This window comes from Limnospira fusiformis SAG 85.79 (assembly GCF_012516315.1).
Taxonomy (GTDB): Bacteria; Cyanobacteriota; Cyanobacteriia; order Cyanobacteriales; family Microcoleaceae; genus Limnospira; species Limnospira fusiformis.
In genome coordinates, this window is the sequence record NZ_CP051185.1 from 5,511,089 (window position 1) to 5,534,859 (window position 23,771).

At 44.5% G+C, this 23,771-nt stretch carries 18 protein-coding genes and 3 pseudogenes; 7 read left to right on the forward strand and 14 right to left on the reverse strand.

Features of this window, described 5'->3' with window-relative positions:
• Positions 1–28: 28 nt before the first annotated feature.
• Positions 29–154: a hypothetical protein gene (locus HFV01_RS31325; protein ID WP_318285957.1), complete on the forward strand. Its 126-nt coding sequence runs from the start codon at positions 29–31 to the stop codon at positions 152–154.
• A gap of 130 nt (positions 155–284) precedes the next feature.
• On the opposite strand, the gene HFV01_RS32225 is transcribed toward HFV01_RS31325, so the two are convergent.
• The 10 genes and pseudogenes from HFV01_RS32225 to HFV01_RS25665 form a co-directional block, all read right to left on the reverse strand.
• Positions 285–434, reverse strand: coding sequence for a hypothetical protein (locus tag HFV01_RS32225; RefSeq protein ID WP_368663582.1), 150 nt, complete (start codon positions 432–434; stop codon positions 285–287).
• Positions 435–467: 33 nt separating this feature from the next.
• Positions 468–1,400: pseudogene (locus tag HFV01_RS25625) on the reverse strand (Calx-beta domain-containing protein); the annotation flags it as partial.
• Positions 1,387–3,909: pseudogene (locus HFV01_RS31330) on the reverse strand (Calx-beta domain-containing protein). The pseudogenes HFV01_RS31330 and HFV01_RS25625, both read right to left, overlap by 14 nt.
• 318 nt (positions 3,910–4,227) lie before the next feature.
• Positions 4,228–4,434 (reverse strand): PPC domain-containing protein, encoded by a 207-nt coding sequence (locus HFV01_RS31335; protein WP_318285958.1) that lies wholly within the window; start codon positions 4,432–4,434, stop codon positions 4,228–4,230.
• A gap of 113 nt (positions 4,435–4,547) precedes the next feature.
• Positions 4,548–5,705 carry a Calx-beta domain-containing protein gene (locus HFV01_RS25645; RefSeq protein ID WP_318285959.1) on the reverse strand — a complete coding sequence of 386 codons (1,158 nt, stop codon included), beginning with the start codon at positions 5,703–5,705 and terminating at the stop codon, positions 4,548–4,550.
• Positions 5,677–7,290: an FG-GAP repeat domain-containing protein gene (locus HFV01_RS25650; RefSeq protein ID WP_193520508.1), complete on the reverse strand. Its 1,614-nt coding sequence runs from the start codon at positions 7,288–7,290 to the stop codon at positions 5,677–5,679. The genes HFV01_RS25645 and HFV01_RS25650 overlap by 29 nt, the downstream gene beginning before the upstream one ends.
• Positions 7,291–7,573: 283 nt before the next feature.
• The gene (locus tag HFV01_RS31340; protein ID WP_318285960.1) at positions 7,574–7,975 is read right to left on the reverse strand and encodes a bluetail domain-containing putative surface protein; all 402 of its coding nucleotides are present in this window, start codon (positions 7,973–7,975) and stop codon (positions 7,574–7,576) included.
• Positions 7,949–8,176: pseudogene (locus HFV01_RS31345) on the reverse strand (calcium-binding protein); the annotation flags it as partial. The pseudogene HFV01_RS31345 and the gene HFV01_RS31340, both read right to left, overlap by 27 nt.
• Positions 8,177–8,201: 25 nt before the next feature.
• Complete coding sequence (locus HFV01_RS31350) at positions 8,202–9,782, reverse strand: calcium-binding protein (RefSeq protein ID WP_318285961.1); 1,581 nt, start codon at positions 9,780–9,782, stop codon at positions 8,202–8,204.
• On the reverse strand, positions 9,770–10,273 hold the full coding sequence (locus HFV01_RS25665; protein ID WP_193520509.1) for a hypothetical protein: 504 nt from the start codon (positions 10,271–10,273) through the stop codon (positions 9,770–9,772). The genes HFV01_RS31350 and HFV01_RS25665 overlap by 13 nt, the downstream gene beginning before the upstream one ends.
• 227 nt (positions 10,274–10,500) lie before the next feature.
• Between HFV01_RS25665 and HFV01_RS25670 the strand changes: the two genes are divergently transcribed.
• Positions 10,501–13,209: an O-linked N-acetylglucosamine transferase family protein gene (locus HFV01_RS25670; protein ID WP_006622070.1), complete on the forward strand. Its 2,709-nt coding sequence runs from the start codon at positions 10,501–10,503 to the stop codon at positions 13,207–13,209.
• Between the two features lie 53 nt (positions 13,210–13,262).
• Here HFV01_RS25670 and HFV01_RS25675 read toward each other — a convergent pair whose 3' ends face one another.
• A complete protein-coding gene (locus tag HFV01_RS25675) occupies positions 13,263–13,481 on the reverse strand; it encodes a hypothetical protein (RefSeq protein ID WP_035758852.1) in 219 nt (72 codons plus the stop codon).
• A 39-nt stretch (positions 13,482–13,520) separates the two neighbouring features.
• On the opposite strand from HFV01_RS25675, the gene HFV01_RS25680 reads away from it, so the two are divergent.
• On the forward strand, positions 13,521–14,846 hold the full coding sequence (locus HFV01_RS25680) for an FAD-binding oxidoreductase (protein ID WP_193520510.1): 1,326 nt from the start codon (positions 13,521–13,523) through the stop codon (positions 14,844–14,846).
• A 57-nt stretch (positions 14,847–14,903) separates the two neighbouring features.
• A complete protein-coding gene (locus HFV01_RS25685) occupies positions 14,904–16,310 on the forward strand; it encodes a (Fe-S)-binding protein (protein WP_006622073.1) in 1,407 nt (468 codons plus the stop codon).
• A 434-nt stretch (positions 16,311–16,744) separates the two neighbouring features.
• On the opposite strand, the gene HFV01_RS25690 is transcribed toward HFV01_RS25685, so the two are convergent.
• Positions 16,745–19,645, reverse strand: coding sequence for a response regulator (locus HFV01_RS25690; protein WP_006668662.1), 2,901 nt, complete (start codon positions 19,643–19,645; stop codon positions 16,745–16,747).
• 453 nt (positions 19,646–20,098) lie between these two features.
• Here HFV01_RS25690 and HFV01_RS25695 point away from each other — a divergent pair, with 453 nt between their 5' ends.
• A complete protein-coding gene (locus tag HFV01_RS25695; RefSeq protein WP_006622075.1) occupies positions 20,099–20,515 on the forward strand; it encodes a secondary thiamine-phosphate synthase enzyme YjbQ in 417 nt (138 codons plus the stop codon).
• Positions 20,516–20,567: 52 nt separating this feature from the next.
• On the forward strand, positions 20,568–20,801 hold the full coding sequence (locus HFV01_RS25700; protein ID WP_006622076.1) for a 2Fe-2S iron-sulfur cluster-binding protein: 234 nt from the start codon (positions 20,568–20,570) through the stop codon (positions 20,799–20,801).
• Here HFV01_RS25700 and HFV01_RS25705 read toward each other — a convergent pair.
• On the reverse strand, positions 20,773–21,636 hold the full coding sequence (locus HFV01_RS25705; protein WP_006622077.1) for a CPBP family intramembrane glutamic endopeptidase: 864 nt from the start codon (positions 21,634–21,636) through the stop codon (positions 20,773–20,775). The genes HFV01_RS25700 and HFV01_RS25705 overlap by 29 nt on opposite strands.
• Before the next feature lie 47 nt (positions 21,637–21,683).
• Entirely contained in the window at positions 21,684–21,965 is a 282-nt protein-coding gene (gene clpS, locus HFV01_RS25710; RefSeq protein ID WP_008054756.1) for an ATP-dependent Clp protease adapter ClpS, read from the reverse strand.
• A 272-nt stretch (positions 21,966–22,237) separates the two neighbouring features.
• Between clpS and HFV01_RS25715 the strand changes: the two genes are divergently transcribed.
• The gene (locus HFV01_RS25715) at positions 22,238–23,710 is read left to right on the forward strand and encodes a TldD/PmbA family protein (RefSeq protein WP_006668661.1); all 1,473 of its coding nucleotides are present in this window, start codon (positions 22,238–22,240) and stop codon (positions 23,708–23,710) included.
• The last annotated feature ends 61 nt before the right edge of the window (positions 23,711–23,771 follow it).

Below are 23,771 nucleotides of genomic sequence, written 5' to 3' on the forward strand. Positions count from 1 at the left end.
ATAGTATCTGGCCTGACATTCCCCCACCATGACCATTCTATGGTCGCTCACAGATGATGTCAACCCCTACAGCTTGAAAGCGATCGCCAAAAATCACGGTTTTTTCACAGCCCAAAAAACCCACTTTTACCCCTTGACAAATCCCCCGACTTGACTTACCATTAAAGAATGGAAATCCGTGCCGCCCTATATATAGGGGTTTTCACCCCCCACCCCTATTGCTAGGCGGTGAGGAGGTGGGGTTAAACATCCCCACCCCAGAAAATTCACAGCCCTTTCAGTAATCATGCAATACCGTTTGACTGGTCGCTCTCCCCCCCTGCACTGCTAGGATTATCTAATGTCACCACCAAACCAGCATTAGTGCGATCGCCTTTTCTGATTTCCGTGTCTACAATTGTTATAGGCAGGAAATCACGATACATAATCATCATCAGGAATAATATAACTTGCTGACAAAGCCACTATAAATCGGGTAAATCATCATTCAGAATAATTCCGGTAGCTTGTGCCCTGGCTAATTCCGCATTTTGAGGGTTACTGAGGCTGACGGTAAAGGTTTCATCAGGTTCGACTTCCGTATCTCCAATCACCGGAACATTAATGACTTGGCGGGTTTGACCGGGGCGAAATATCAGCCTTCCCGTCGTGCGTTCATAGTCTCGGTCTCTGACCGTAGCTGTACCGTCAGCAGTAGCATAATTAACTGTTACCCTCTGGCTGCTAGGATTATCTAATGTCACCACAAAACGAGCATTAGTCTGACCGCGATCGCCTTCTTTTAGCTGGGTGTCTGCAATGGTGATTTGGGGTAAATCCTCATCCTCATCAACAATTAACTTGCTGATAAAGGCATCATAGTCGCCACTATTTCTTTGTCCACCTAGGTTGCCCGTAGTCTCCCCCGCCACATAAATAGAGCCATCACTACCCGTGGTCAGGGCACGAGCCACATCATCCTCACTGCTTCCCAGCAGGCGCGTCCAGTCCCTAATGCCATCAGGCTGGTACTTGCTGATAAAGGCATCCCATTCGCCACCACTATTGGTTTGTCCATCTAGGTTGCCTGAAGTCCAGCCCCCCAAATAAATCGACCCATCCCTACCGGTAGTCAAACCAAAAACCCCTTCATTCTCAAGGGTTCCCAACAGGCGCGTCCAATCTTTACTGCCATCAGGCTGGTACTTGGTAATAAAGGCATCGAAGCCACCACTATTGGCGTGTGCATCTAAGTTGCCTTCAGTATAGCCAGCCACATAAATAGAGCCATCGCTACCGGTGGTCAGGGCAAAAGCCTCGTCACTCCCACTGGTTCCCAACAGGCGCGTCCAGTCTTTACTTCCATCAGGTTGGTACTTAGCGATAAAGGCATCCCTAGAACCACCACTATTGGTTTGTCCACCACCTAGGTCGCCAGTAATCATCATCATTGATAATAGTTCCGATAGCTTGTGCCCTGGCTAATTGGGCATTTTGAGGTCTACGGAGGTTCACCATAAAGGTTTCATCCGGTTCGACTTTCGTATCTCCAAACACGGGAACAGTAATGACTTGGCGGGTTTGACCGGGGCGAAATATCAGCCTTCCCGTCGTGCGTTCATAGTCTTCCCCAGCGGTAGCCGTACCATCAGCGGTGGCATAATTAACCACTACTCTCTCAGGCTGCTAGGATTATCTAATGTCACCACAAAACGAGCATTGGTGTGACCACTATCTCCTTCTATAATTTCCGTGTCTGCAATGGTGATTTGCGGGAAATCATCATTGATAATAGTTCCGGTAGCTTGTGCCCTGGCTAATTCCGCATTTTGAGGTCTACGGAGGTTGACGGTAAAGGTTTCATCCGGTTCTATGTTAGTATCTCCAAACACGGGAACATTGATAAATTGGCGGGTTTCACCGGGTTGAAATATCAGCCTTCCTGTGGTTTGTCGATAGTCTTCTCCAGCGGTAGCTGTACCGTTAGCGGTAGCATAACGAACTGTCACTATCTCACTGCTAGGGCTATCTAATCTCACCACAAAACGAGCATTGGTGCGACCACTATCTCCCTCTTTTACCTGGGTGTCTCTGATAGAGATTTGCGGTAAATCCTCATCCTCATCATCAGCAATAATTAACTTGCTGATAAAGCCATCACCGCGACCACTATTTCTTTGTCCACCTAGGTTGCCCGTAGTCCCACCCGCCACATAAATCGAGCCATCACTACCGGTGGTCAGGGCATGAGCCTTGTCCCAACCCCTGGTTTCCAACAGGCGCGTCCAGTCTTTACTTCCATCAGGCTGAAACTTGGTGATAAAGGCATCAGGATGCCAGCCACCACTATTGGTTTGTCCATCTAGGTTGCCATCAGTCGAGCCCGCCACATAAATCGAGCCATCACTACCGGTGGTCAGGGCACTAGCCTTCGGTCAGTCCTCACTGCTTCCCAACAGGCGCGTCCAGTCTTTAGTGCCATCAGGCTGATACTTGGTGATAAAGCCATCACCGCGACCACTATTTCTTTGTCCACCTAGGTTGCCCCAAGTCCTACCCGCCACATAAATCGAGCCATCACTACCGGTGGTCAGGGCTGATGCCTCGTCAAAATTCCGGCTTCCCAGCAGGCGCGTCCAGTCTTTAGTGCCATCAGGCTGATACTTAGTGATAAAGGCATCAACACGACCACTATTGGTTTGTCCATCTAGGTCGCTCTCAGTCCTACCCGCCACATAAATCGAGCCATCACTACCGGTGGTCAGGGCTGATGCCTTGCTCCCTCTACGGCTTCCCAACAGGCGCGTCCAGTCCTTAGTGCCATCAGGTTGGTACTTGGTAATAAAGGCATCCCAGTCACCACTAAGGGTTTGTCCATCTAGGTCGCCCCCAGTCCAGCCCGCCACATAAATCGAGCCATCACTACCGGTGGTCAGGGCTGATGCCTCGTCCCAACTACTGGTTCCCAACAGGCGCGTCCAGTCTTTAGTACCATCAGGTTGGTACTTGGTGATAAAGGCATCACTGCCACGACCACTATGGGTTTGTCCATCTAGGTTGCCCCAAGTCAAGCCCGCCACATAAATAGACCCATCACTACCGGTGGTCAGGGCATGAGCCTCGTCCCTCCCACTAGGTTCCCAACAGGCGCGTCCAGTCTTTAGTGCCATCAGGCTGATACTTGGTGATAAAGACATCACTGCTACCACTATTGGTTTGTCCATCTAGGTCGCCCCAAGTCGAGCCCGCCACATAAATAGACCCATCACTACCGGTGGTCAGGGCACGAGCCTCGTCCCACTCACCACTGCCCAACAGGCGCGTCCAGGCGAACTCTGGCGACCCTGACATCTGTACTGCTACGGGTTCTCCTTCTACCCAGATGAAACCCCAATCATTCTGACTCCTTAACCCAGTGATATCTGCTTCTGTCAACGCTTCCCCATTCACCAGGCGCATAAATAACTCACCCTCATCTCCTGGGGAGTCGATTTCGTTCAATTGGGAGTCTATATAATGCCCAAATTCTTCGGTTATCACATCCACCAGTTTCTCACTGTGAATTATCGCATCCGATAAATACACCGTACCCGTCAGGGAGTCAAAAGCACCATCCGCACCATTCATGGCTCTGGCTGAAAGCACCATCATCTCTGGTGTCTCTCCCTGAGTCAAAGCCTTAATAATAGTTGCCCCTAATTCCACATCGGTAGATGCACCGAAAGCGGTTTGTAAATCTCCCTGAAAATTGGCGGAGGCGACAAACTCTGTTAATTGTTGGTTAACCTGAGTTAATGCCGCCTCGATTTGGGCTGCTGCTGTCAGTGGATTTACCGACCCATCACCGCTGAATCCCACCGGGGGTAGGGGATTCGGATAATCCGATGGTTCTGGCATTATAGCCGATAAGATTTCTCTGGTATTTTCCATAATATTTCACCTGGTTTTTGTGCATAGATAGCCAAGCCAATCTATCAAATAGTATCTGTCCTCACATTCCCCCACCATGACCATTCTATTCTCTCTAACATATAATGTCAACCCCCACAGCTTGAAAGCGATCGCCAAAAATCACGGTTTTTTCACAGCCCAAAAAACCCACTTTTACCCCTTGACAAATCCGCTGACTTGACTTACCATTAAAGAATGGGAATCCGTGCCGCCCTATATATAGGGGTTTTCACCCCCCACCCCTATTGCTAGGTGGTGAGGAGGTGGGGTTAAACATCCCCACCCCACATCATTTAACTAAACCAAGTCAATACTCAATCTGTATTCAGTCCGTGCCGCCAGGTGGGGAAATACCCGCACATAATAAGTTCCGGGTTCAAGTCTTCTAGCGGTGATAGTTTCGGGGTTTTTACCTAGATTATTAGACTGGGATATCAACTCACCATCACTACCCAACAATTGCAGGTTAGCATTGGCAAATAGGTCATCAAGGTTGATTCTCACAGTACCTTCACGATTGAGGTCAAAGCGGTAATAGTCATCGGTATTGCGCTCGCCTCCTACTACATAGCCAATGCGGTCATTCCTGACAATTTCTCCGGTGAGTGTACGCAGGTTTACCGCATTAGAAAAGCGATCGTCCGGTGGTTCAGGTTGTTGGTTATTATCCCCCGGAAATCATCATTCAGAATAGTTCCAGTAGCACGTCGCCGTCCTAAGATCGCATTTTGAGGGTTACTTAGGTTCACCCTAAAGGTTTCATCAGGTTCGACTTTGGTATCCCCAAACACCGGAACATTAATGACTTGGCGGGTTTGACCGGGGCGAAATACCAGCCTTCCTGTGGTTTCTCGATAGTCTCGGTCACTCACGGTAGCCGTACCATCAGCGGTAGCAAAATTAACCACTACCCTTTCACTGCTAGGGCTATCCAATGTCACCACAAAACGAGCATTAGTCTGACCACTATTTCCTTCTGTGATTTCCGTGTCTGCAATGGTGATTGTCGGCAAATCATTATAATCATCATTCAGAATAGTTCCGGTAGCACGTCGCCTTGCTAATGCCGCATTTCGAGGGTTACTCAGGTTGACGGTAAAGGTTTCATCGGGTTCGACTTTGGTATCTCCAAACACGGGAACATTAATGACTTGGCGGGTTTGACCGGGCCTAAATATTAGTTGTCCGGTGGTTTCTTGATAGTCTCGGTCCCTGACAGTGGCTGTACCGTCAGCGGTAGCATAATTAACCACTACCCTTTCACTGCTAGGATTATCTAATGTGACCACAAAACGAGCATTAGTCTGACCACTATTTCCTTCTATAATTTCCGTGTCTGCAATGGTGATTTGCGGTAAATCATCATCATCGTCATTCAGAATAGTTCCGGTAGCACGTCGCCTTGCTAATTCCGCATTTTCAGGGTTACTCAGGTTGACGGTAAAGGTTTCATCGGGTTCGACTTTGGTATCTCCAAACACGGGAACATTAATGACTTGGCGGGTTTGACCGGGTTGAAATATCAGCCTTCCGGTGGTGTGTCGATAGTCTCGGTCACTCACGGTAGCCGTACCATCAGCGGTAGCATAATTAACTGTTACTCTCTCACTGCTAGGATTATCTAATGTGACCACAAAACGAGCATTCGTCTGACCACTATCGCCTTCTTTGACATTGGTATCTCTGATGGTAATATTGGGTTTAATAGGGCTACCAGATAATGTGGTATTGAGGAGGATAGATACGTTATGACCAGGACCACGACGACCCATCATTGACTACCGCCAAATCATCGAGTCCGTTACCGTTAAAGTCACCGACGGCAATATCCCAAGGATAACTACCGACAGCAAAACTAACAGGACTCATAAAAGTACCATTACCTCTGCCTAATAATACTGATACTTGATTATCCGAGGAAGGGTTGACCACTGCCAGATCTAAATTCCCGTCAAGGTTGAAGTCTCCCACCGCCATGGCTTGAGGAGAACTTCCAGCCGGAAAACCAATAGCGTTCCTAAAAGTACCATCTCCCCTTCCTAATAAAATCCATGCTTGACTGCTGTGGTCGGTCACTACCAAATCTAAATTACCATCATTGTTGAAGTCTCCCACTGCAATGTCATAAGCAGGACCTCCAGTATCAACCATGGTAGCCTCACCAAAGCCACCATTTCCGTCTCCTAATAGGACTGATGCGCCACTGCTACCACTTGCTACTGCTAAATCTAACTTCCGGTTTCCATTAAAGTCTCCCACTGCGATCGCATAAGGATAGTCACCAGAATTAAAGTTGGTGGCATTGCTAAAGGTACCATTACCAATTCCTAATAGCACTGATATCTGGTCAGAATAACCCTGATTCATCACGATGAGGTCTAAATTGCGATCGCCATCTAAGTCTACCAGTAAAAAGTCACTCGCACCCGACTCGCTTCCGGTGTTAAAGTTGTCCCCAATGAAGCTGGCAGAACCAATGCCTTCTAACACTGTTAAGTTATTAGAACTCGTGCTTTGATTCATAACTACTAAGTCTAAATTGCGATTGGCATTCAAATCTCCCGCCGCAATCAGCGTAGGATTATTCACCACAGTCAAATTAGTATCACTCAAATCAAAAGTGCCATCTCCCTTTCCTAATAATAGTGAGACGTTACTACCAGAGTAGTTGGCTACAGCTAAATCTAGCTTTCTGTTTCGGTTCAAGTCCCCTACAGTAATAGCATAAGGGTAACTGCCAACATCGAAGTTAGTAGCCTCACTAAAAGAAACATCCTGACTCGCCTCTACTTGCACCAAACCACCCAGAATATTTACAACATCATCTTGATTTTTTAACAGGGTGATATCAGCTTCACTCAACACTTCCCCATTCACCAGGCGCATAAATAACTCTCCCTCATCTCCTGGGGAGTCGATTTCGTTCAATTGGGAGTCGAGATAATGTCCGAATTCTTCGGTAACAACATCCACCAGTTTCTCACTGTTAATTACGGCATCAGATAAATACACCGTACCCGTGAGGGAGTCAAAACCGCCATTAACACCATTCATCAACTCCGCTGAAACTACTATCATCTCTGGGAGTTGGCTACCGTCTCCCAAAGCCTCTATAATAGTTTTACCCAATTCCACATCCGTATATGCACCGAAAGCGGTTTGTAAATCGGCTGCAAAACTAGCCGAGGCGACAAACTCTGTTAATTGTTGGTTAACCTTAGTTAATGCCGTCTGTATTTCTGCTGCTGCTGTCAGTGGTTCGACCGATACATCCCCAATGAATCCCAGTGCTGGTAGGGGATTCAGAGATTCCAGGGAGTCCAGCCACCAAATATCTAATACTTCTTGGGTGTTGTCCATGATATTTTACCTGGTAGTTATATATATTTCATCCAGATGAGATGGTAAAGGCGATCGCCTTTTCCCATAACAGCCATTATAATTTTTTTTAGAGATAACGTCAACGCTTGAATTATTAAAAAAAAATGATATTTTTTCTTGACAAATCCCTGAACTTGACTGATAATTATATAATCGGTATCTTTGCCAAAACATCTAAGCAGCAGGGCGGAACCGAAATTCCACCCCACCTGGATATAACGAGGAACTTGAGGGGATAGAAATTATCCCCCAAGCGGAACAATTAAATCACAAAGAAATCCTCAAGCGGAATCTCGCCGAACCCCGGTAAATCTCCAGTATATCCAGTGATATTAATCACCAAATCATTCTGAGGCTGAAAACCAGGAACATTATCATTAATGACCAAATAAGTACCGCGAATATCGGGATTAGTTGCTCTGACGAATACGGCGCTATTAGGTGCTAATTCTTGTTGTCCGGGTTGTCCGCCATCAGCATTACGAAATACCTGATTAACAAGCCTACGCAAGGTAGGAGCATTGTTATTTGGAGCGCGGGTAAAATTATCTGGGGCACCGATATCGCCTCCGCGTCGGTTCAGCAGGTCAATTTTATCAGTACCGATTTCAAAATCGGTAATCCGGTCAGGAGCAGCTACCCTCGATTCTCCAAACTGGAACACAAAGACATCAGCACCAGGACCACCAGTGAGAATATCCCGACCCGGACCGCCGTTGAGGGTGTCGTTACCGGGACCACCATTCAGGCGGTCATTTCCCGGACCTCCATCTAAAAAGTCGTTACCTTTACCACCGATTAAAGTATCGCGACCTGCGCCACCGATTAAAGTATCATGACCGACACCACCGACGAGGCGATCGTTTCCCGGACCTCCATCTAAGAAATTGTTACCGCGTCTGACAGATCAAGGTATCATTGCCAAGACCACCGAGGAGGGTATCATTACCTTTACCGGAACTAAAAATGTCATCATTCCCCCCCAGACCGAGGATGCTATCATTATTGTTGGTTCCGAACAGGGTATCATCATCATCTGTACCAATGATAATATTAGGACCATCAGTTACGGTGTCACTACCGAGAACCGGAACTTGGTTAATTATCTGTTGTCCCGGTAAGTCATTTACGGTTTCAATAAAACCTGTCCCCGCACCAGTACCAGCAGCGTTGAAAAAGTCTACCACTACTAAATCATCTTCAGGGGAAAATTCACCATCTTCATTGAGGTCTAGTAGCAGATTTTGGTCTTGTCGCGCTACCCCCACTACTCCTGCTAAAAATCCATCTAAATTTAGCTCAATGGGAGTTCCTGGTCTCAAACTACTTCCGATGGTTAGGGTATCTTGTCCACCACTGTCTTCGATACGACTACCAAATTGAGCTATTCCCAAACCACCATAGCTAATCATGTAGCTATCATCTCCGTCACCACCGCGAAATACATTCCCGGTGAAACTATATGCGAAGATTCTGAGAGTATCATTACCCGAACCACCTTCAAGAGTTACATTTGAAGATGCAGCAATCAGAACATTGTTACCAGAGTCTCCTAAGACCAGATCATTTTCATAACCCACAATTGAGTCATTCCCAGCACCTCCACTAAGGGTATTTTCACCCAGAAAACTACCAACCAGGGTATCATTACCACCATCGCCGAAAAGCCTATTGTTTCCCGCACCAGCCACTAAACTATCATTTCCCGGACCGCCGCGCAGGAAATCATCCCCCAAGCCACCAACGAGAGTATCATTTCCCGGACCACCGAGGAGGGTATCATTACCTTTACCTGTACTAACAAGGCGATCGTTCCCCCCCAGACCGAGGATGCTATCATTATTGTTGGTTCCCAACAGGGTATCATCATCATCTGTACCAGTGATAATATTAGGGCCATCAGTTACCGTGTCACTACCGAGAACCGGAACTTGGTTAATTATCTGTTGTCCCCGTAAGTCATTTACGGTTTCAATAAAACCTGTCCCCGCACCAGTACCAGCAGCGTTGAAAAAGTCTACCACTACTAAATCATCTTCAGGGGAAAATTCACCATCTCGATTGAGGTCTAGTAGCAGATTTTGGTCTTGTCGCGCTACCCCCACTACTCCTGCTAAAAATCCATCTAAATTTAGGTCAATGGGAGTTCCTGGGCTCCAACTACTTCCGATGGTTAGGGTATCTTGTCCGCCACTGTCTTCGATCCGACTACCAGCTTGACCATAGAATGCTAATGGGATGATGTAAGTATTATCTCCGTCACCGCCGCGCAATACATTCCCGGTGAAACTATATGTGGAGATTCTGAAACCCCGAAAGATGCAGCACGTGTTACCAGCTGCTAACGCCCACAAGATCATCCCAGCACCTCCACTAAGGGTATTTTCACCCAGACAACTAGCAACCAGGGTATCATTCGCCGCACCAGCCACAGTACCTCCCGCCACCAACGAGGGTATTAGCCTACCCATAACCAGATGCTATCATTATTGTTGGTTCCGAACAGGGTATCATCACCATCTGTACCAGTGATAATATTAGGGCCATCAGTTACCGTGTCACTACCCAGAACCGGAACTTGGTTAATTATCTGTTGTCCCGGTAAGTCATTTACGGTTTCAATAAAACCTGTCCCCGCACCAGTACCAGCAGCGTTGAAAAAGTCTACCACTACTAAATCATCTTCAGGGGAAAATTCACCATCTTCATTGAGGTCTAGTAGCAGATTTTGGTCTTGTCGCGCTACCCCCACTACTCCTGCTAAAAATCCATTTAAATTTAGCTCAATGGGAGTTCCTGGTCTAAAATTACTTTCGATGGTTAGGGTATCTTGTCCACCACTGTCTTCGATACGACTACCAAATTGAGCTATTCCAAAACCACCATAGCTAATCATGTAGCTATCATCTCCGTCACCACCGCGAAATACATTCCCGGTGAAACCATATAACCAGGGTATCATTGCCATCAGTACCTCGTATTAGCCTACCCATAATCTATCCTTGTAAAACAAGTCAGTACAATTACAGTCTAACAATCACTTTTGAAACTGTGCCTTTTGGTGGAAAAATTAATGTTTATTTATAAAACTTTATTATTGTTAACAAATATTCTAATATTCAGGGATGTGATCTAGCAAAAATCGTGGTTATAATAAATTATATGTACCTGTAAAATTATCATAAGTTCATGTCACTTACAAATATTTCAGCATTAATTATTACCGGAATGCACCGTTCTGGAACTTCCCTAACCGCATCATTTTTAGCGGCGATGGGTGTAGACTTAGGTTCTCATCTTCTGAAAGGAGATTATGCTAATCCTAAAGGATATTTTGAAGATGTGGAAATTTTGACTTTTCAGCGTCAACTTTTAGCTAGTTGTTGTCGAGGTGATGAAACCGGATTTCCTGATTGGGGATGGACTGATAGTGAATGGCTAAATCAATATAAAATCACCAGTTACCTGACTATGGCTGAACAATTAATTGCATCTCGAAAAACTCCCGGTAAAATTTGGGGCTGGAAAGATCCACGCACTACCTTGCTCTTGGATTTTTGGCATCAGATTATTCCGGAATCTTATTATATTTTGGTCTATCGATATCCTTGGGATGTTCTGGATTCTATTTTGCGTCTCAATATTCCTTTTTTTCAACTCCATCCTGAATCATGTTTAAAAATTTGGCGATATTATAATTTGCATCTCCTGGATTTTTATAAAAGGCATGATCACCAATGTATTTTAGTTCATATAAATAGCTTGATTAAACATCCAGATATTTTGGTAAATTTATTAAATTCTAAATTAGGACTTGCGGATATTCCCGCAGGCGGAAAGGTGCTAAAATCAATTTATAATCCCCAAATACTCAAGAGTTTACCTGAAGATCATCCTTTGGTAAAATTGCTGTTTCAGGTTTCGTCAAATAACTATTTTGAACTTTTAGAAAATCTGGATGCTGTAGCCGACTTACCGAGTCAATTTTCCCGAGAACTATTGTTACAAAAAGCTACATCATTAGAGAAAATGATTGTTCAACTATATCAAAAATCCATTGAACAGCAACTACATCCAAATTCGCAGAAGTTTTTGGGTTTGGTTAGTCAAACAGTACAAGACTATCAAAACCATATTTATTGGGAGTTTCCTTTAACTAAACTGCGAGAATATCGTCAAAAAATAGCGGAGTTTTGGTTGACAGCAGAATCTCTCAAAGACTGTTACCATAGCCACTTAGGGAAAAGCCATAAAATTTTGGTTAATAGTGGCATTAAATATGAGCCATTAACTGACCATGAGCAAGATTTTTGTCGGGGAATATTATCACAGTTTAATCAAGAACAATTCCACCCATCAAATGCTCTCAGATATCTATTGGTTTTGATGCTATACAAGCCAGCCTATCAGTTCATGATTAATTATGATGCTATGGCTCTACCTAGATGGTTTATTAATGACTTCTTAGAGTTTATGTTAGAATTACCTGAAGTTTTTCAAAACACCGAAGATATCGAAATTTATACCAATTATATTTCTCACATAGTTAAGATAATTGAGCAAAAAATTGCCGCCGAAAGCGTTGCCAAACTTTGGCTTGATATTGCTAAATATCTAGGGGATTTATTTAATTTCATGCCTTTATATTTTGCCGAAATCAATCTCAAAAATTTAGCGGTTAAAAGGGCAAAAATATTGTCGATTTTGCTGGAAAAGGCTGGTCATCAATTAGATATTAATTTGCCGCCCAGACCGGCTAATCGCTCCCGGATTAGGATCGGAATTTTAAAATCCAATTTTGATGGAACTTCGGAAACATTTACGACGATTCCTGTATTTGAATTTCTGAATAGAGAGAAATTTGAGGTAATTGTTTATGTTCTTAATGAGACACAAACACCTATGGAAGAATATTGTAAAAATCTTGTTGATAAATGGGTGGAACTTCCCCAGGGAATCCGAGAACAAGTTGCGGTAATACTTGATGATAATTTAGATATTCTTTTGGTGGGCTCAATTTTAACGACAGCAGCACAACCGATAATTTTACTAGCCTTACATAGATTAGCCAGAATACAAGCTACTTATTTTGCTTCTCCTATGACCACAGGAATCAAAAATATGGATTATTATATTTCTGGAACTTTGACAGAACCCCCTGATGCTGCGAGCCACTATCAAGAAAAATTAGTCTTAATTCCCGGGACTGGTTTTGCTTTTAATTATAGTTGGGAACCTATGGAGACTAACCGAGAAATTACTCGCCAAAAACTAGGGATTCCTGAAGAATCAATTATCTTTGTTTCCGGGGCTAACTTTTTTAAAATTATTCCGAATTTGAGGGATACTTGGGCAAAAATTTTAGCGTCTGTACCTAATTCGGTGTTGCTATTATATCCCTTTGGCTCGAGTTGGTCAAAGATATACGCGACTATACCTTTTATCCATAATCTACATAGACGATTCCAGGTCTATAATGTGGCAGCATCTCGATTGATTTTGTTGAATAATTTGCCGAACCGTGCGGAAGTGAAAGCTGTGTTAAAACTAGCAGATGTTTATTTGGACTCTTACCCTTTTGCGGGTGCTAATTCCCTCGTTGAACCCCTGGAAGTGGCTTTGCCTACAGTAACTTGGGAAGGTAATTATTTGCGCTCTCGACAAGGTGCTGCTTTGATGAAAGAGTTGGAATTGTGGGATTTTATTGCTGATGATGAATTGACTTATATTAAGTTGAGTGTATCCCTGGGTAATAGTGCCGAATTTCGTCAGCAAACTCGCCAAAAAATTCAACAAAAAATGCCTCCTTATTCGTTGCCTAATTTCTTGAATAGCCGCACTTACTCAGCACAAATGGAAATAGCATTTGCCCAACTCTGGCAAGATTATCAGTCTTAATTAAGGGGAATATGTGGGGACATATATATGGCTGCTGGATGGGGTGTAGTAACCTAACCTACAACTCCCACCCGGGAAATCAGCTTGGGGAAAATTAAGGATAATTGCTGATGGAAATTATTGCCCAAATATATATTATACTCAAATAGTATATAGCTGGTGGGAAGGAAAACGGCGCGAAAGTCTATATTAATCAACCTATGGGCGCTTTCATACACAGCGAGACTAGAATGATCGGGAATTGAGTTAGCCAGTTGTGCAGATTTTCGCAAAACTGCTATAGTGAAGTGTAAAATAACTCAATCTGTGCGATGTCTATAGCTAGTCAGGAATTATCCCAGACATCAAAACCTCTGAACTTAGAGGAAATAGCCACCGTCGCCGCCAACAGTAACCTATGTACTTGGGACGACCTGGATCAATCTGTCCGTGCTAACCTGGAAGCAGCGATCGCCCCCGGTTCAGCTATCCAATGCGTTCTGTATCCCCCCACTCAGGAGGAACTAGCTGCAATAACCACCTATGCGGCACGGCACCAGTTAGGAATTTTACCGTTTGGGAAAGGTAGCAAAATTACCTGGGGAAACCCGGTGAAAAACCCCTCTATTGCTATTAGTACCCAGAAAATCAACCGCTTAGTTGAACACGCGGTGGGAGACCTGACTGTAACGGTAGAAGCTGGTATGAAATATCGGGAACTTCAGCAAATTTTGGCTAAACAAGGACAGTTCCTAGGCTTTGACCCCTGCTATCAGGATGATGCTACTATTGGCGGAATTATTGCTACTGGAGATAGTGGTTCTCTGCGTCATCGATATCGAGGTATCCGCGATATGCTGCTGGGAATTTCTTTTGTCCGGTCTGATGGTAAAATTGCTAAAGCTGGGGGTCGGGTAGTTAAAAATGTCGCGGGTTATGACTTGATGAAGTTGCTAACGGGTTCCTACGGAACTTTGGGCATTATTACTCAAGTTACCCTGCGTTTATATCCCTGTTTAGAAGCATCCCATACGGTCCTGTTAACAGGAGATTCAGATGCGATCGCTACCTGTTTTGCAACTATCTTAGCCTCGGCTTTGACTCCGGTGGCTATGGATTTGATTTCCCCGGAATTAGTGGCTCGCCTCTCTGGGGAAAAATCCATGGGTTTGGCTGTCAGATTTCAAAGTATCCGGGAAAGTGTGGAACTACAAGGCGATCGCCTGGTAGAAGTCGGTAATCAACTCAATTTAAACTCAACTATAATTCGGGAAAATGACGGGGATTTTTGGCAGCAATTAAAACAGCAAATTTGGCAAGGTTCCCAAGGCGATCGCATTATTTGTAAAGTCGGTATCACTCCCACGGACGCAGCCACCACTTTGGCGAAATGTCAAACTCCCGCCGTCATTCATGGTAGCAGTGGTTTGGGATTAATGCGATTTGATGAGACTCAACCAGAGCCGTTGCAAAATCTGCGGCAGTTGTGTAATAATCAAGGTGGTTTCCTGTCGGTTTTAGAAGCACCATTAACCATTAAACAACAAATAGAAGTTTGGGGATACCGGGGAAACGCCTTAGACCTCATGGCTAAGATTAAGCAGCAATTTGACCCCCAAAATCTTCTGAATCATCAGCGATTTCTTGCTGGGATTTAAATAATGGATTGTTTCGGCTAATTCACTCCGTAGTTTAATCATTCATACCATTTTAAGATGCAAACTTTTGATAAGTCTTCTGAGGCTAATTTAAATCAAATTCCCGCGAAAGAAAGCAACTTTTTAGACCAAAACCCCCACCTAGAACCCTCGGCAAATTTTCCCGGATTTGACAAGAATAATCCGCCGCCGCCAGACTTAATTAATACCTGTGTTCATTGTGGGTTTTGTTTAGCCACCTGTCCTAGTTATCGGGTAATAGGTAAAGAAATGGACTCCCCCAGGGGTAGAATTTACCTGATGGATGCTATTAATAAGGGAGAAGCACCCCTTGCTAAAGCCACCAGCGAACATTTTGATAGTTGCTTAGGTTGTTTAGCCTGCGTCACCACCTGTCCTTCTGGGGTTCAATATGACCGTCTCATCGCCGCCACCCGTCCCCAGGTGGAAAGAAATGTTCCCCGAAATTTAGGCGATCGCTTAATTCGCACATTGATTTTCAGCTTATTTCCCTATCCCGACCGTCTGCGTCCCCTGTTAGTTCCCCTGTATTTATATCAAAAATTGGGGATTAAAAACCTAGTGCGGTCTACCGGATTATTGCCCAAAATCTCCCCCAGACTGGCGGCGATGGAATCAATTTTGCCGGAAATTAACTCTAGTGCTTTTCAGGACAATTTACCCACAGTAATTCCCGCACAAGGGGAAAAACGCTATCGAGTCGGGATGATTTTAGGTTGTGTACAAAGGCTATTTTTCTCTCCGGTAAATGAAGCCACCGCTAGGGTATTAACGGCTAATGGTTGCGAGGTGATTATCCCTAAATCTCAAGGCTGTTGTGCCGCACTTCCTGAACACCAAGGACAAACGGAACAATCCCATGTTTTGATTAAACAAATGATTGATAGTTTTGCCGACACTGGGGTTGATGCTATTATTATTAATGCCGCCGGTTGTGGTCATACTTTAAAAGAATATGGTCACATTATGAGGGATGATCCCGAATATCGAGACAAGGCGAAAGAATTTGCAGGTAAAGTCCGCGATGTACAGGAGTTTTTAGCGGAAGTGGGGTTAACGGCGCACTTATCTCCTTTGGTGGAAGGGGAGGATTTAACTATTGTATATCAGGATGCTTGTCACCTGTTACACGGACAAAAAATTAGCAGTCAACCGAGGGAGTTATTAACCAAAATTCCTGGGGTGAAATTGCGAGAACCTGTCGATGCGGCTTTGTGTTGTGGTAGCGCCGGGGTTTATAATATGTTACAGCCAGAAGTGGCGGATGAGTTGGGACAGCAAAAGGTACAAAATCTGCTCAATACTGGGGCGACTGTAATTGCTTCGGCTAACCCAGGGTGTTCTTTGCAAATTAAGAAGCATCTGGAATTACAAGGAAAGCGGGTTACTCTCAAGCATCCTATGGAGTTATTAGATGATTCTATTCGGGGGGTGAAAATTTAATTCTCCCTGAGATTAGCAAAAGCTAATTAACACAGGTGCGTCAGTCCCTCCCTACAATTAATAATTAATAATTAATAATTAATAATTAATAATTAATAATTAATGACCGGGTGGGGCGGGTTTATTCAGAGCCGGGTGGGGAATTGAATTGACAGCAGAACCCGCCCCTACAATTAATAATTAATAATTAATAATTAATAATTAATGACCGGGTGGGGCGGGTTTATTTAGATCCGGGTGGGGAATTGAATTGACAGCAGAACCCGCCCCTACAATTAATAATTAATAATTAATAATTAATAATTAATAATTAATAATTAATAATTAATGACCGGGTGGGGCGGGTTTATTTAGAGCCGGGTGGGGAATTGAATTGACAGCAGAACCCGCCCCTACAATTGTTAATTATCAGGTGGGACGCAGAAGACGATCGCTTATGGATTTTTCATCATTTCCACAAAGTCTTTCACCAAGTCCAGGTGATGCTGAAGCTGTTTGACTAGGGGTGGGATAGCTTCCAGGTTTTGTTGGGTGGCGAGGTTTTCTAACTCCTGAGAGATGGCGGGAATGTGGAAGATACCAGCATTGGCGCTAGACCCTTTCAAGGCGTGTGCTTGCTGTTTGATTTCGGCAAAATTCGAGGTATTAATCGCTTTATTGAGAGTCTCAATTCGTTGTTGTGCTTGATGGATAAAGGTGGTTAACAGACGATACTTATACTCGGTTTTTCCCTTAAATAACTTATTGAGGCGATCGCTATCAACCGGACAATCAACCGGACTATCTAAAGGTGGCTGATGATTGGCTGTGGTGGGTGTTGGATTTTGGGTTTCCAGACAAACCGGAACCCAACGATTAATCACGTTGACTAAAGCCTGTAAATCAATAGGTTTAGTGATGTAGTCATCCATTCCCACTTGTAGACAGCGATCGCGATCGGAAGGCATTACACTAGCAGTTAAAGCGATAATGATAGGAGGTCGTTGGGAGTTTTGGCTACCGCGAATTCTGGCTGTAGTTTCATAACCATCTAAAATAGGCATCTGACAATCCATTAAGATTAAATCATAATGCTGTGTTTCTAAATGTTGTAAAACCGCTTCTCCGTCCGACACAGCATCAGCGACATAACCCAATTGTTGCAGTTGAGTTAAAACCACTTCCTGATTAACTAAGTCATCCTCAGCTAGGAGAATTTTTAGAGGTATAGAAGCCCTGAGTTTATCGTTAGTTTGGGAGAGATGACAACATGGTGGTTTGGGAGTTTCGGGAAAGGACGATCCCATCAATACATCATCCCAAGACTTATCAAGGTGATGGTCTAAATTAGGGATATCAAGTTCCAGGGCTTTGGCAAAACTTCGCAGTAATCGCAGGGGGGCGATCGGCTTGACTAAATATACAAAATCCCCTAAATTTAACACCTGTTCGGCGCGATTTCGCTGACTAATACTACTCATTAAAATTAGCTGAGTTGGCGAATCACTAGAGGTTTTATAAAGCTGTCCTAGTAATTTAGCACCATGGCGGTCTAGTAACTCTAAATCCATGAGAATCAGATTATACGGGGAACCTTTAGCCTGTTGATGATGCCATTTATCTAAGGCAATTTTAGAGGTATCTGCTGTCTCTACTTGTATTCCCCATGGCTGAGTTATGCAGCTAACTGAATGCCTGACTAAACTACTATTTTCAACTACCAATAAACTCATATTTTTCAATTCTTTGGGGGCAGAAGTTTCCGATAATTCCGATGGTAAAAAAGTGGCGTTAAACCAGAAAATAGAGCCTTCTTCTTCTTGGCTCTTAACCCCAATTTCACCCCCCATTAAATTCACTAAGTGCTGACAGATTGATAAACCTAATCCCGTGCCACCATATTGACGATTAGTGGCGGAACTAGCAGGGGAAAAAGGCTGAAATAATTGGGGTTGAAGTTCATCAGAAATCCCCATTCCTGTATCTTCTATGGCAAAGTAAATATTAATGTGATCTTGACTAATTACTCTGGGAGTCACTCTGATAATAATATGACCGGATTTGGTAAATTTAATAGCATTATTGACTAAGTTAATTAGAACCTGCTGTAAACGCATCCCATCACCCTTTAAATATCGGGGAAGATTCGGTTCTAACAAAATAATTAGTTCTAGTTGTTTATCCTCAGCTTTAACCGCCAACAGATCCACTACGGTTTCTAGGCAATCTTGTAAATCAAAGTCATGGGATTCTAGGTGAGTTTCTCCGGCTTCTAGTTTGGATAAATCCAGAATTTCGTTAATTACAGTTAATAGATGTTTAGCGCTGCGATAAATGGTTTGGGTGTAATCTTTTTGTTGGGGTGTGAGATGAGTTTGCATTAACAATTCAACCATCCCCAAAACTCCACTCATGGGGGTGCGAATTTCATGACTCATTTGCGCTAAAAATCGAGACTTGAATTGAACGGCATCTAAAGCAGCGTTGCGAGTTTCGACTAGATTATTTAAGGGAATAATGACTAGAATTACTCCCCCAACTTCTCCAGAATTACGATACCAAGGTCCCACAGTCCAACCATGATAAATCAGAGAACCATCCTCACGAATCCAGGAATCCTCTAAAGCCGACACTTTTTCGCCGCGCAAGGCTTTTTTATGGGCTAACTTCCAGTCATTTTTTACGTTAGGAAATACATCATAATGATTTAAACCGATTAATGAGTATATCTGCGGCTTTAAATGCTGAATCCATCCCTCTGAATAAGCCAGGTATCGCATTTCTGTATCAAACATGGCGATGGGTAGGGGAAGGTAGGATATCAGTTGTTGTAGTCGTTCACATTCTAATTCTTGTTCACATGAACCGTCGGGACTACAAGCTACGGGTTCCCCGGTGACGATCGCACCTAGAATTTCTCCGCAATAATTACGCCAAGGAACTATTTGGAAATTAACTTGCTGTTGTCGTCCGTCACTACCCAATAGGATATGATGTACATGAACTTGCTGTTGAGTGGCGATCGCTTGCAGATAACGGAATTTCACCCCATCACGGACTGATTCTGGTAGACATAGCATCCAATAATTGCGATCTATCACTTCCTCCCGTCGATAGCCGGAAATTTCCTCGGCGGCATGATTCCACTCGACAATCTTGCCTTCTAAAGATAGTACAATCACAATACAACCCATCTGCTGTAGGAAAGACTGCGATCGCTTGATAGTGTCTATTATTTCCGCGCTGGCGGGTTTTCGCCATCTAACTAAGGTCAAACTGGCGACCATACTAATCATGGCGCTAATACCAAGGGTAAGGACTAACGGATCGGAGTTGGGTGGAGTTGGGAGAAACATTGACTGACGCACTCTTTAGCGGTTAGGGTTGATCCATAATAGGTGGCTCTTTAGGGTGGCTCAGAGGCGGTAAATGCCGATAATAACCCGATAATTCCCTTCTGACCCACCTTTTAGGCTGATTGATAGTGATGCCACAATATAATCTAGGTATAGGCTGTAACATAAGTTCAAGATTAACATAATCGGGGGTAAAGTGGGACACACTAGATCGTCTCCCCAGCCTCCCGGCGGAAATTAACGCGGAAATTCCAGTTTTCCACCGGGGGACCTTTAGCTAAACTTGCTTTCGTGCTGCGGCTTCGGAGGTGGAAAGCTCGATTTGTCCGTCCCTGAATTGTACGGGAGGGGTTCACCAATAACCTGCTGGAAATAGTCGCGCGTATAAACCCGCCCCTATTAGGAATCGCCGCGCCTTTAAACCGGAGATGATGTCAATATGGAGATGGTTGTATGAATCAGTATCAACACTTTCTGAAAATTAAGACCCAGGGGAAATCTTTGGCTAAAATTACCCGTTATATTCAGGAAGCTGTAGAAACATCTCAGATCCAAACGGGTATTTGTACGGTATTTATCCGCCATACTTCTGCTAGTCTCATTATCCAAGAAAATGCTGATCCTGATGTGTTAGAAGACCTGGAAAATTTCCTGTCTAAATTAGTGCCAGAAGGAGATTACTACATCCACAGCGCGGAAGGACCGGACGATATGCCTGCCCATATTCGTAGTGTTTTAACTAATACATCTGAGCAAATTCCCATCTCCCAAGGACGGCTAGTATTGGGAACTTGGCAAGGACTATATCTCTGGGAACATCGCCGCCGTGGCTCCTATCGAGAACTGGTAATTCATATTATGGGGAATTAGTCCAAATTTGATTGATTAACAACTTGCAAATTCTCATGGAGACTAACTAACTATGAAAATCGAATTTTTGCCGGATAATGTGACTGTGGAAGCTGAACCAGGAGAACCTATATTAGAAGTGGCTAACCGCGCGGGAGTTTCGATTCCGACGGGCTGTTTAATGGGTTCCTGTCACGCCTGCGAGGTGGAATTAGATGATGGAGAAATTATCTGCTCTTGTATTAGTTCTGTACCAGCCGGAAGGGAAAAAATGACTATTAATCTGTATTCTGATCCGGCTTGGTAGCACTGGGGTTAAGCTGTCGGATAATGATGGCGATCGCCCCTAAACCCAGTAACCCCAATAACCCGGCTAAGGGGTTTCTATCAATGCCAGTCACCCAGGGGGGAACTTTTCCTAAATTCATGGTTAATTCTCCCACATTTATGATATAATAAGCACCAACTAAACCGCCGTGTAAGCCTATGGCTAACGCCAAAGAACCATGAGGATGATTAGGGGTGCGGGTGGCATCTTTTGCCCAAACTAAAATTATCCCTAATAGCAATAAACCCGGAAATTGTAACCAGGTTCGCACAATTTCTTCCCAAGGTTTGATAAAGTGGAGTAGGGCGAATATAACACTACTCACCCAGAGAGATTTGACGGGGGAATAGTCCCGCCGTAATTCTTCTAGTAGCCAACCTCTAAATAACAACTCCTCAGCAAATCCTACCCCCAAAGATACCAATAAACTCTCAATGATAATTATAGGGAAATTGGCGGGGAAAGGTTGCCACTTGAGCCAGCCGAACCCAGTAGCGATCGCAAATATTCCCAGAACCCCAACCCAACCCAAGCCTAAACCAATTAACAAACCCTCACCGCTGCGGCGACTAATTTCCAGACCACAGACCCGCAAATAACGAGGCTGACCATAAACCGATTTTCCCCACCATTGCAGTAAAATCAAAAACTGACAATATAGTAAAACTAGGGTAATGATACTCACCAAATTGGGGTCGCCCCCTAGCCAATAAATGGGAATAGCCAGGGGAAGCCAAATTAGCAGCAATAGAACCACAAACAGCCCCAACCGAACCGGGACAGGGCGGCGGACTAGGTGAGAGAGATTAAACAAGCGATCGCAATATAGCTGAAATTATCTTCCATCAGAGCAGTCTACCACTACTCGTCAGGTTCTATGGTACTGGTCAAGCCATGATTTTTTAAAGTTTCACAATAAAACTCAGCGTGTTCGAGGGCGCAGGTAATCACCAAAGCCAAGCCATTAGTGTGAGCCTCCATCATAATACTAACAGCTTGGGGTTGAGTCAGGCCGGGAACGGTACTCATCAGCACTTGTACCACATACTCCATGGGGTTATAGTCATCATTATGGAGCAGAACCCGATAGCGTGGTGCTAACTTCCGATTTGTGGAAGTCTTTTCTACGGTTTGGGTTGACACAGAACCATCTCCTCCGTTTACAAAGTTACAGTGATCGGGGAATTTATCGATACCAAAGCAGACCAAAGCCATAATCAGACCATCAGGCTATTGAAGGCTGGCTAGACTCAGCCCAATTCCTGATCAAATTGACAATAACTTGGCGAGGCGCTGCTAACTAATAGCTTAACAAGCGTCTCCCATTGAGTGCAACCCAGAAGTCCGAACTCACCAGATACAACTAGAATGGTTAATAATAAGATGGATACAGTGATCAGCCGAAACCATCATTTATGCAGAATAGTACATTACTCCTAACCAAAGAACTCCCTAACCTGACCTACTCCCCCCTACTAGACCGCTTTGATGACAGTTGGGAAGCGCCCCTGTCTACCCTCCTAGGCTTAGGACGCGCTGCTGGGGCTGACCTGGTAGAATTTTTCCTAGAGCGCAATAATGTGATCAGTTGCTTGGCTGAAGATGACGGCATTACCGGGGTTTCCCCAAGTCTGTCTTTAGGGGCGGGTATTCGCGTATTTAAGGGAAATGCAGATTGTTATGTGAGTACCAATGATTTATCCTTTAGCGGCTTGCGTGCAGCCCTGGAAAAAGCCTTATCCATCATGGGTTTACAGCTTCCTGGAGCGGTGGGATTTGTTCCTTCGGTCAATTTGGAACTATTGCGGGATTACGCGACCTCTAAGGGCAAAGAAAGCTGGCTGGCTCAATGTAGTTCGATGCAAGAGATGGGCGATATCCTGTTGGCAGCTAACGCTCAACTACTCAAAAAGGCTAACCACGTTCAATCTCGGCGTTCGTCCTATTTCCGAGATTGGCAAGAGGTTCTGGTAGCCTGTAGTGATGGCACTTTTGCGCGGGATGTGCGATTGACTCAATCTCAGGTTTCGTCGATAATTAGTGCAGATGGCGAACATCGCTGTTCTATCAGTAAACGTGGCGGTAGTACCAGTCGCCCGGATTGGTTGCGGACTTGGGACTATGAAACTGATGCGGAAGATATGGCAGAATCTGCGGGTAAAATGCTTTATGCGGATTATGTCGAGTCTGGCTATTATCCTGTGGTGATGGCTAACCGCTTCGGTGGGGTGATTTTCCACGAAGCCTGTGGGCATTTACTGGAAACTACCGCTATTGAAACGAAAACAACTCCTTTTGCTGATAAGAAGGGTGAGAAAATTGCCCACGAAAATCTGACGGCTTGGGATGAGGGTCTGTCGGAGCAGGCATTTGGCACTATCGATATGGATGATGAGGGAATGCCTGCCCAGCGTACTCTCTTAATTGAAAATGGTATCCTGAAAAATTTTCTGTGCGATCGCGCTGGGGAAAGACGCACGGGAAATCCCAGAACCGGAAGCGGTCGCCGCCAAAACTACACCTATTCACCAGCCAGCCGGATGCGTAATACTTATATTGCGCCCGGTGAGTATTCTGTTGATGACCTATTTGCATCAGTCGATCGCGGTTTGTACTGTAAAAAAATGGGTGGCGGTAGTGTCGGCGATACCGGAAAGTTTAACTTTGCGGTGGAAGAGGCTTATCTCATCGAAAATGGTAAACTTACTAAGCCTCTCAAGGGTGCAACTTTAATCGGTTACGCTACGGAAATTATGAACAATATTTCTATGTCTTCCCAGGATATCGGACTGGCGGCGGGGTTCTGCGGTTCGGTCAGCGGTAGCGTCTATGTGACGGTCGGACAACCTCATATTAAGGTTGATGGTATTACTGTGGGAGGAAGATAAATTGCTGGGTCGGGTGGCGGGTGTGATCAATTTTTCGATCTTCCCTTAACCCGGTTCGACA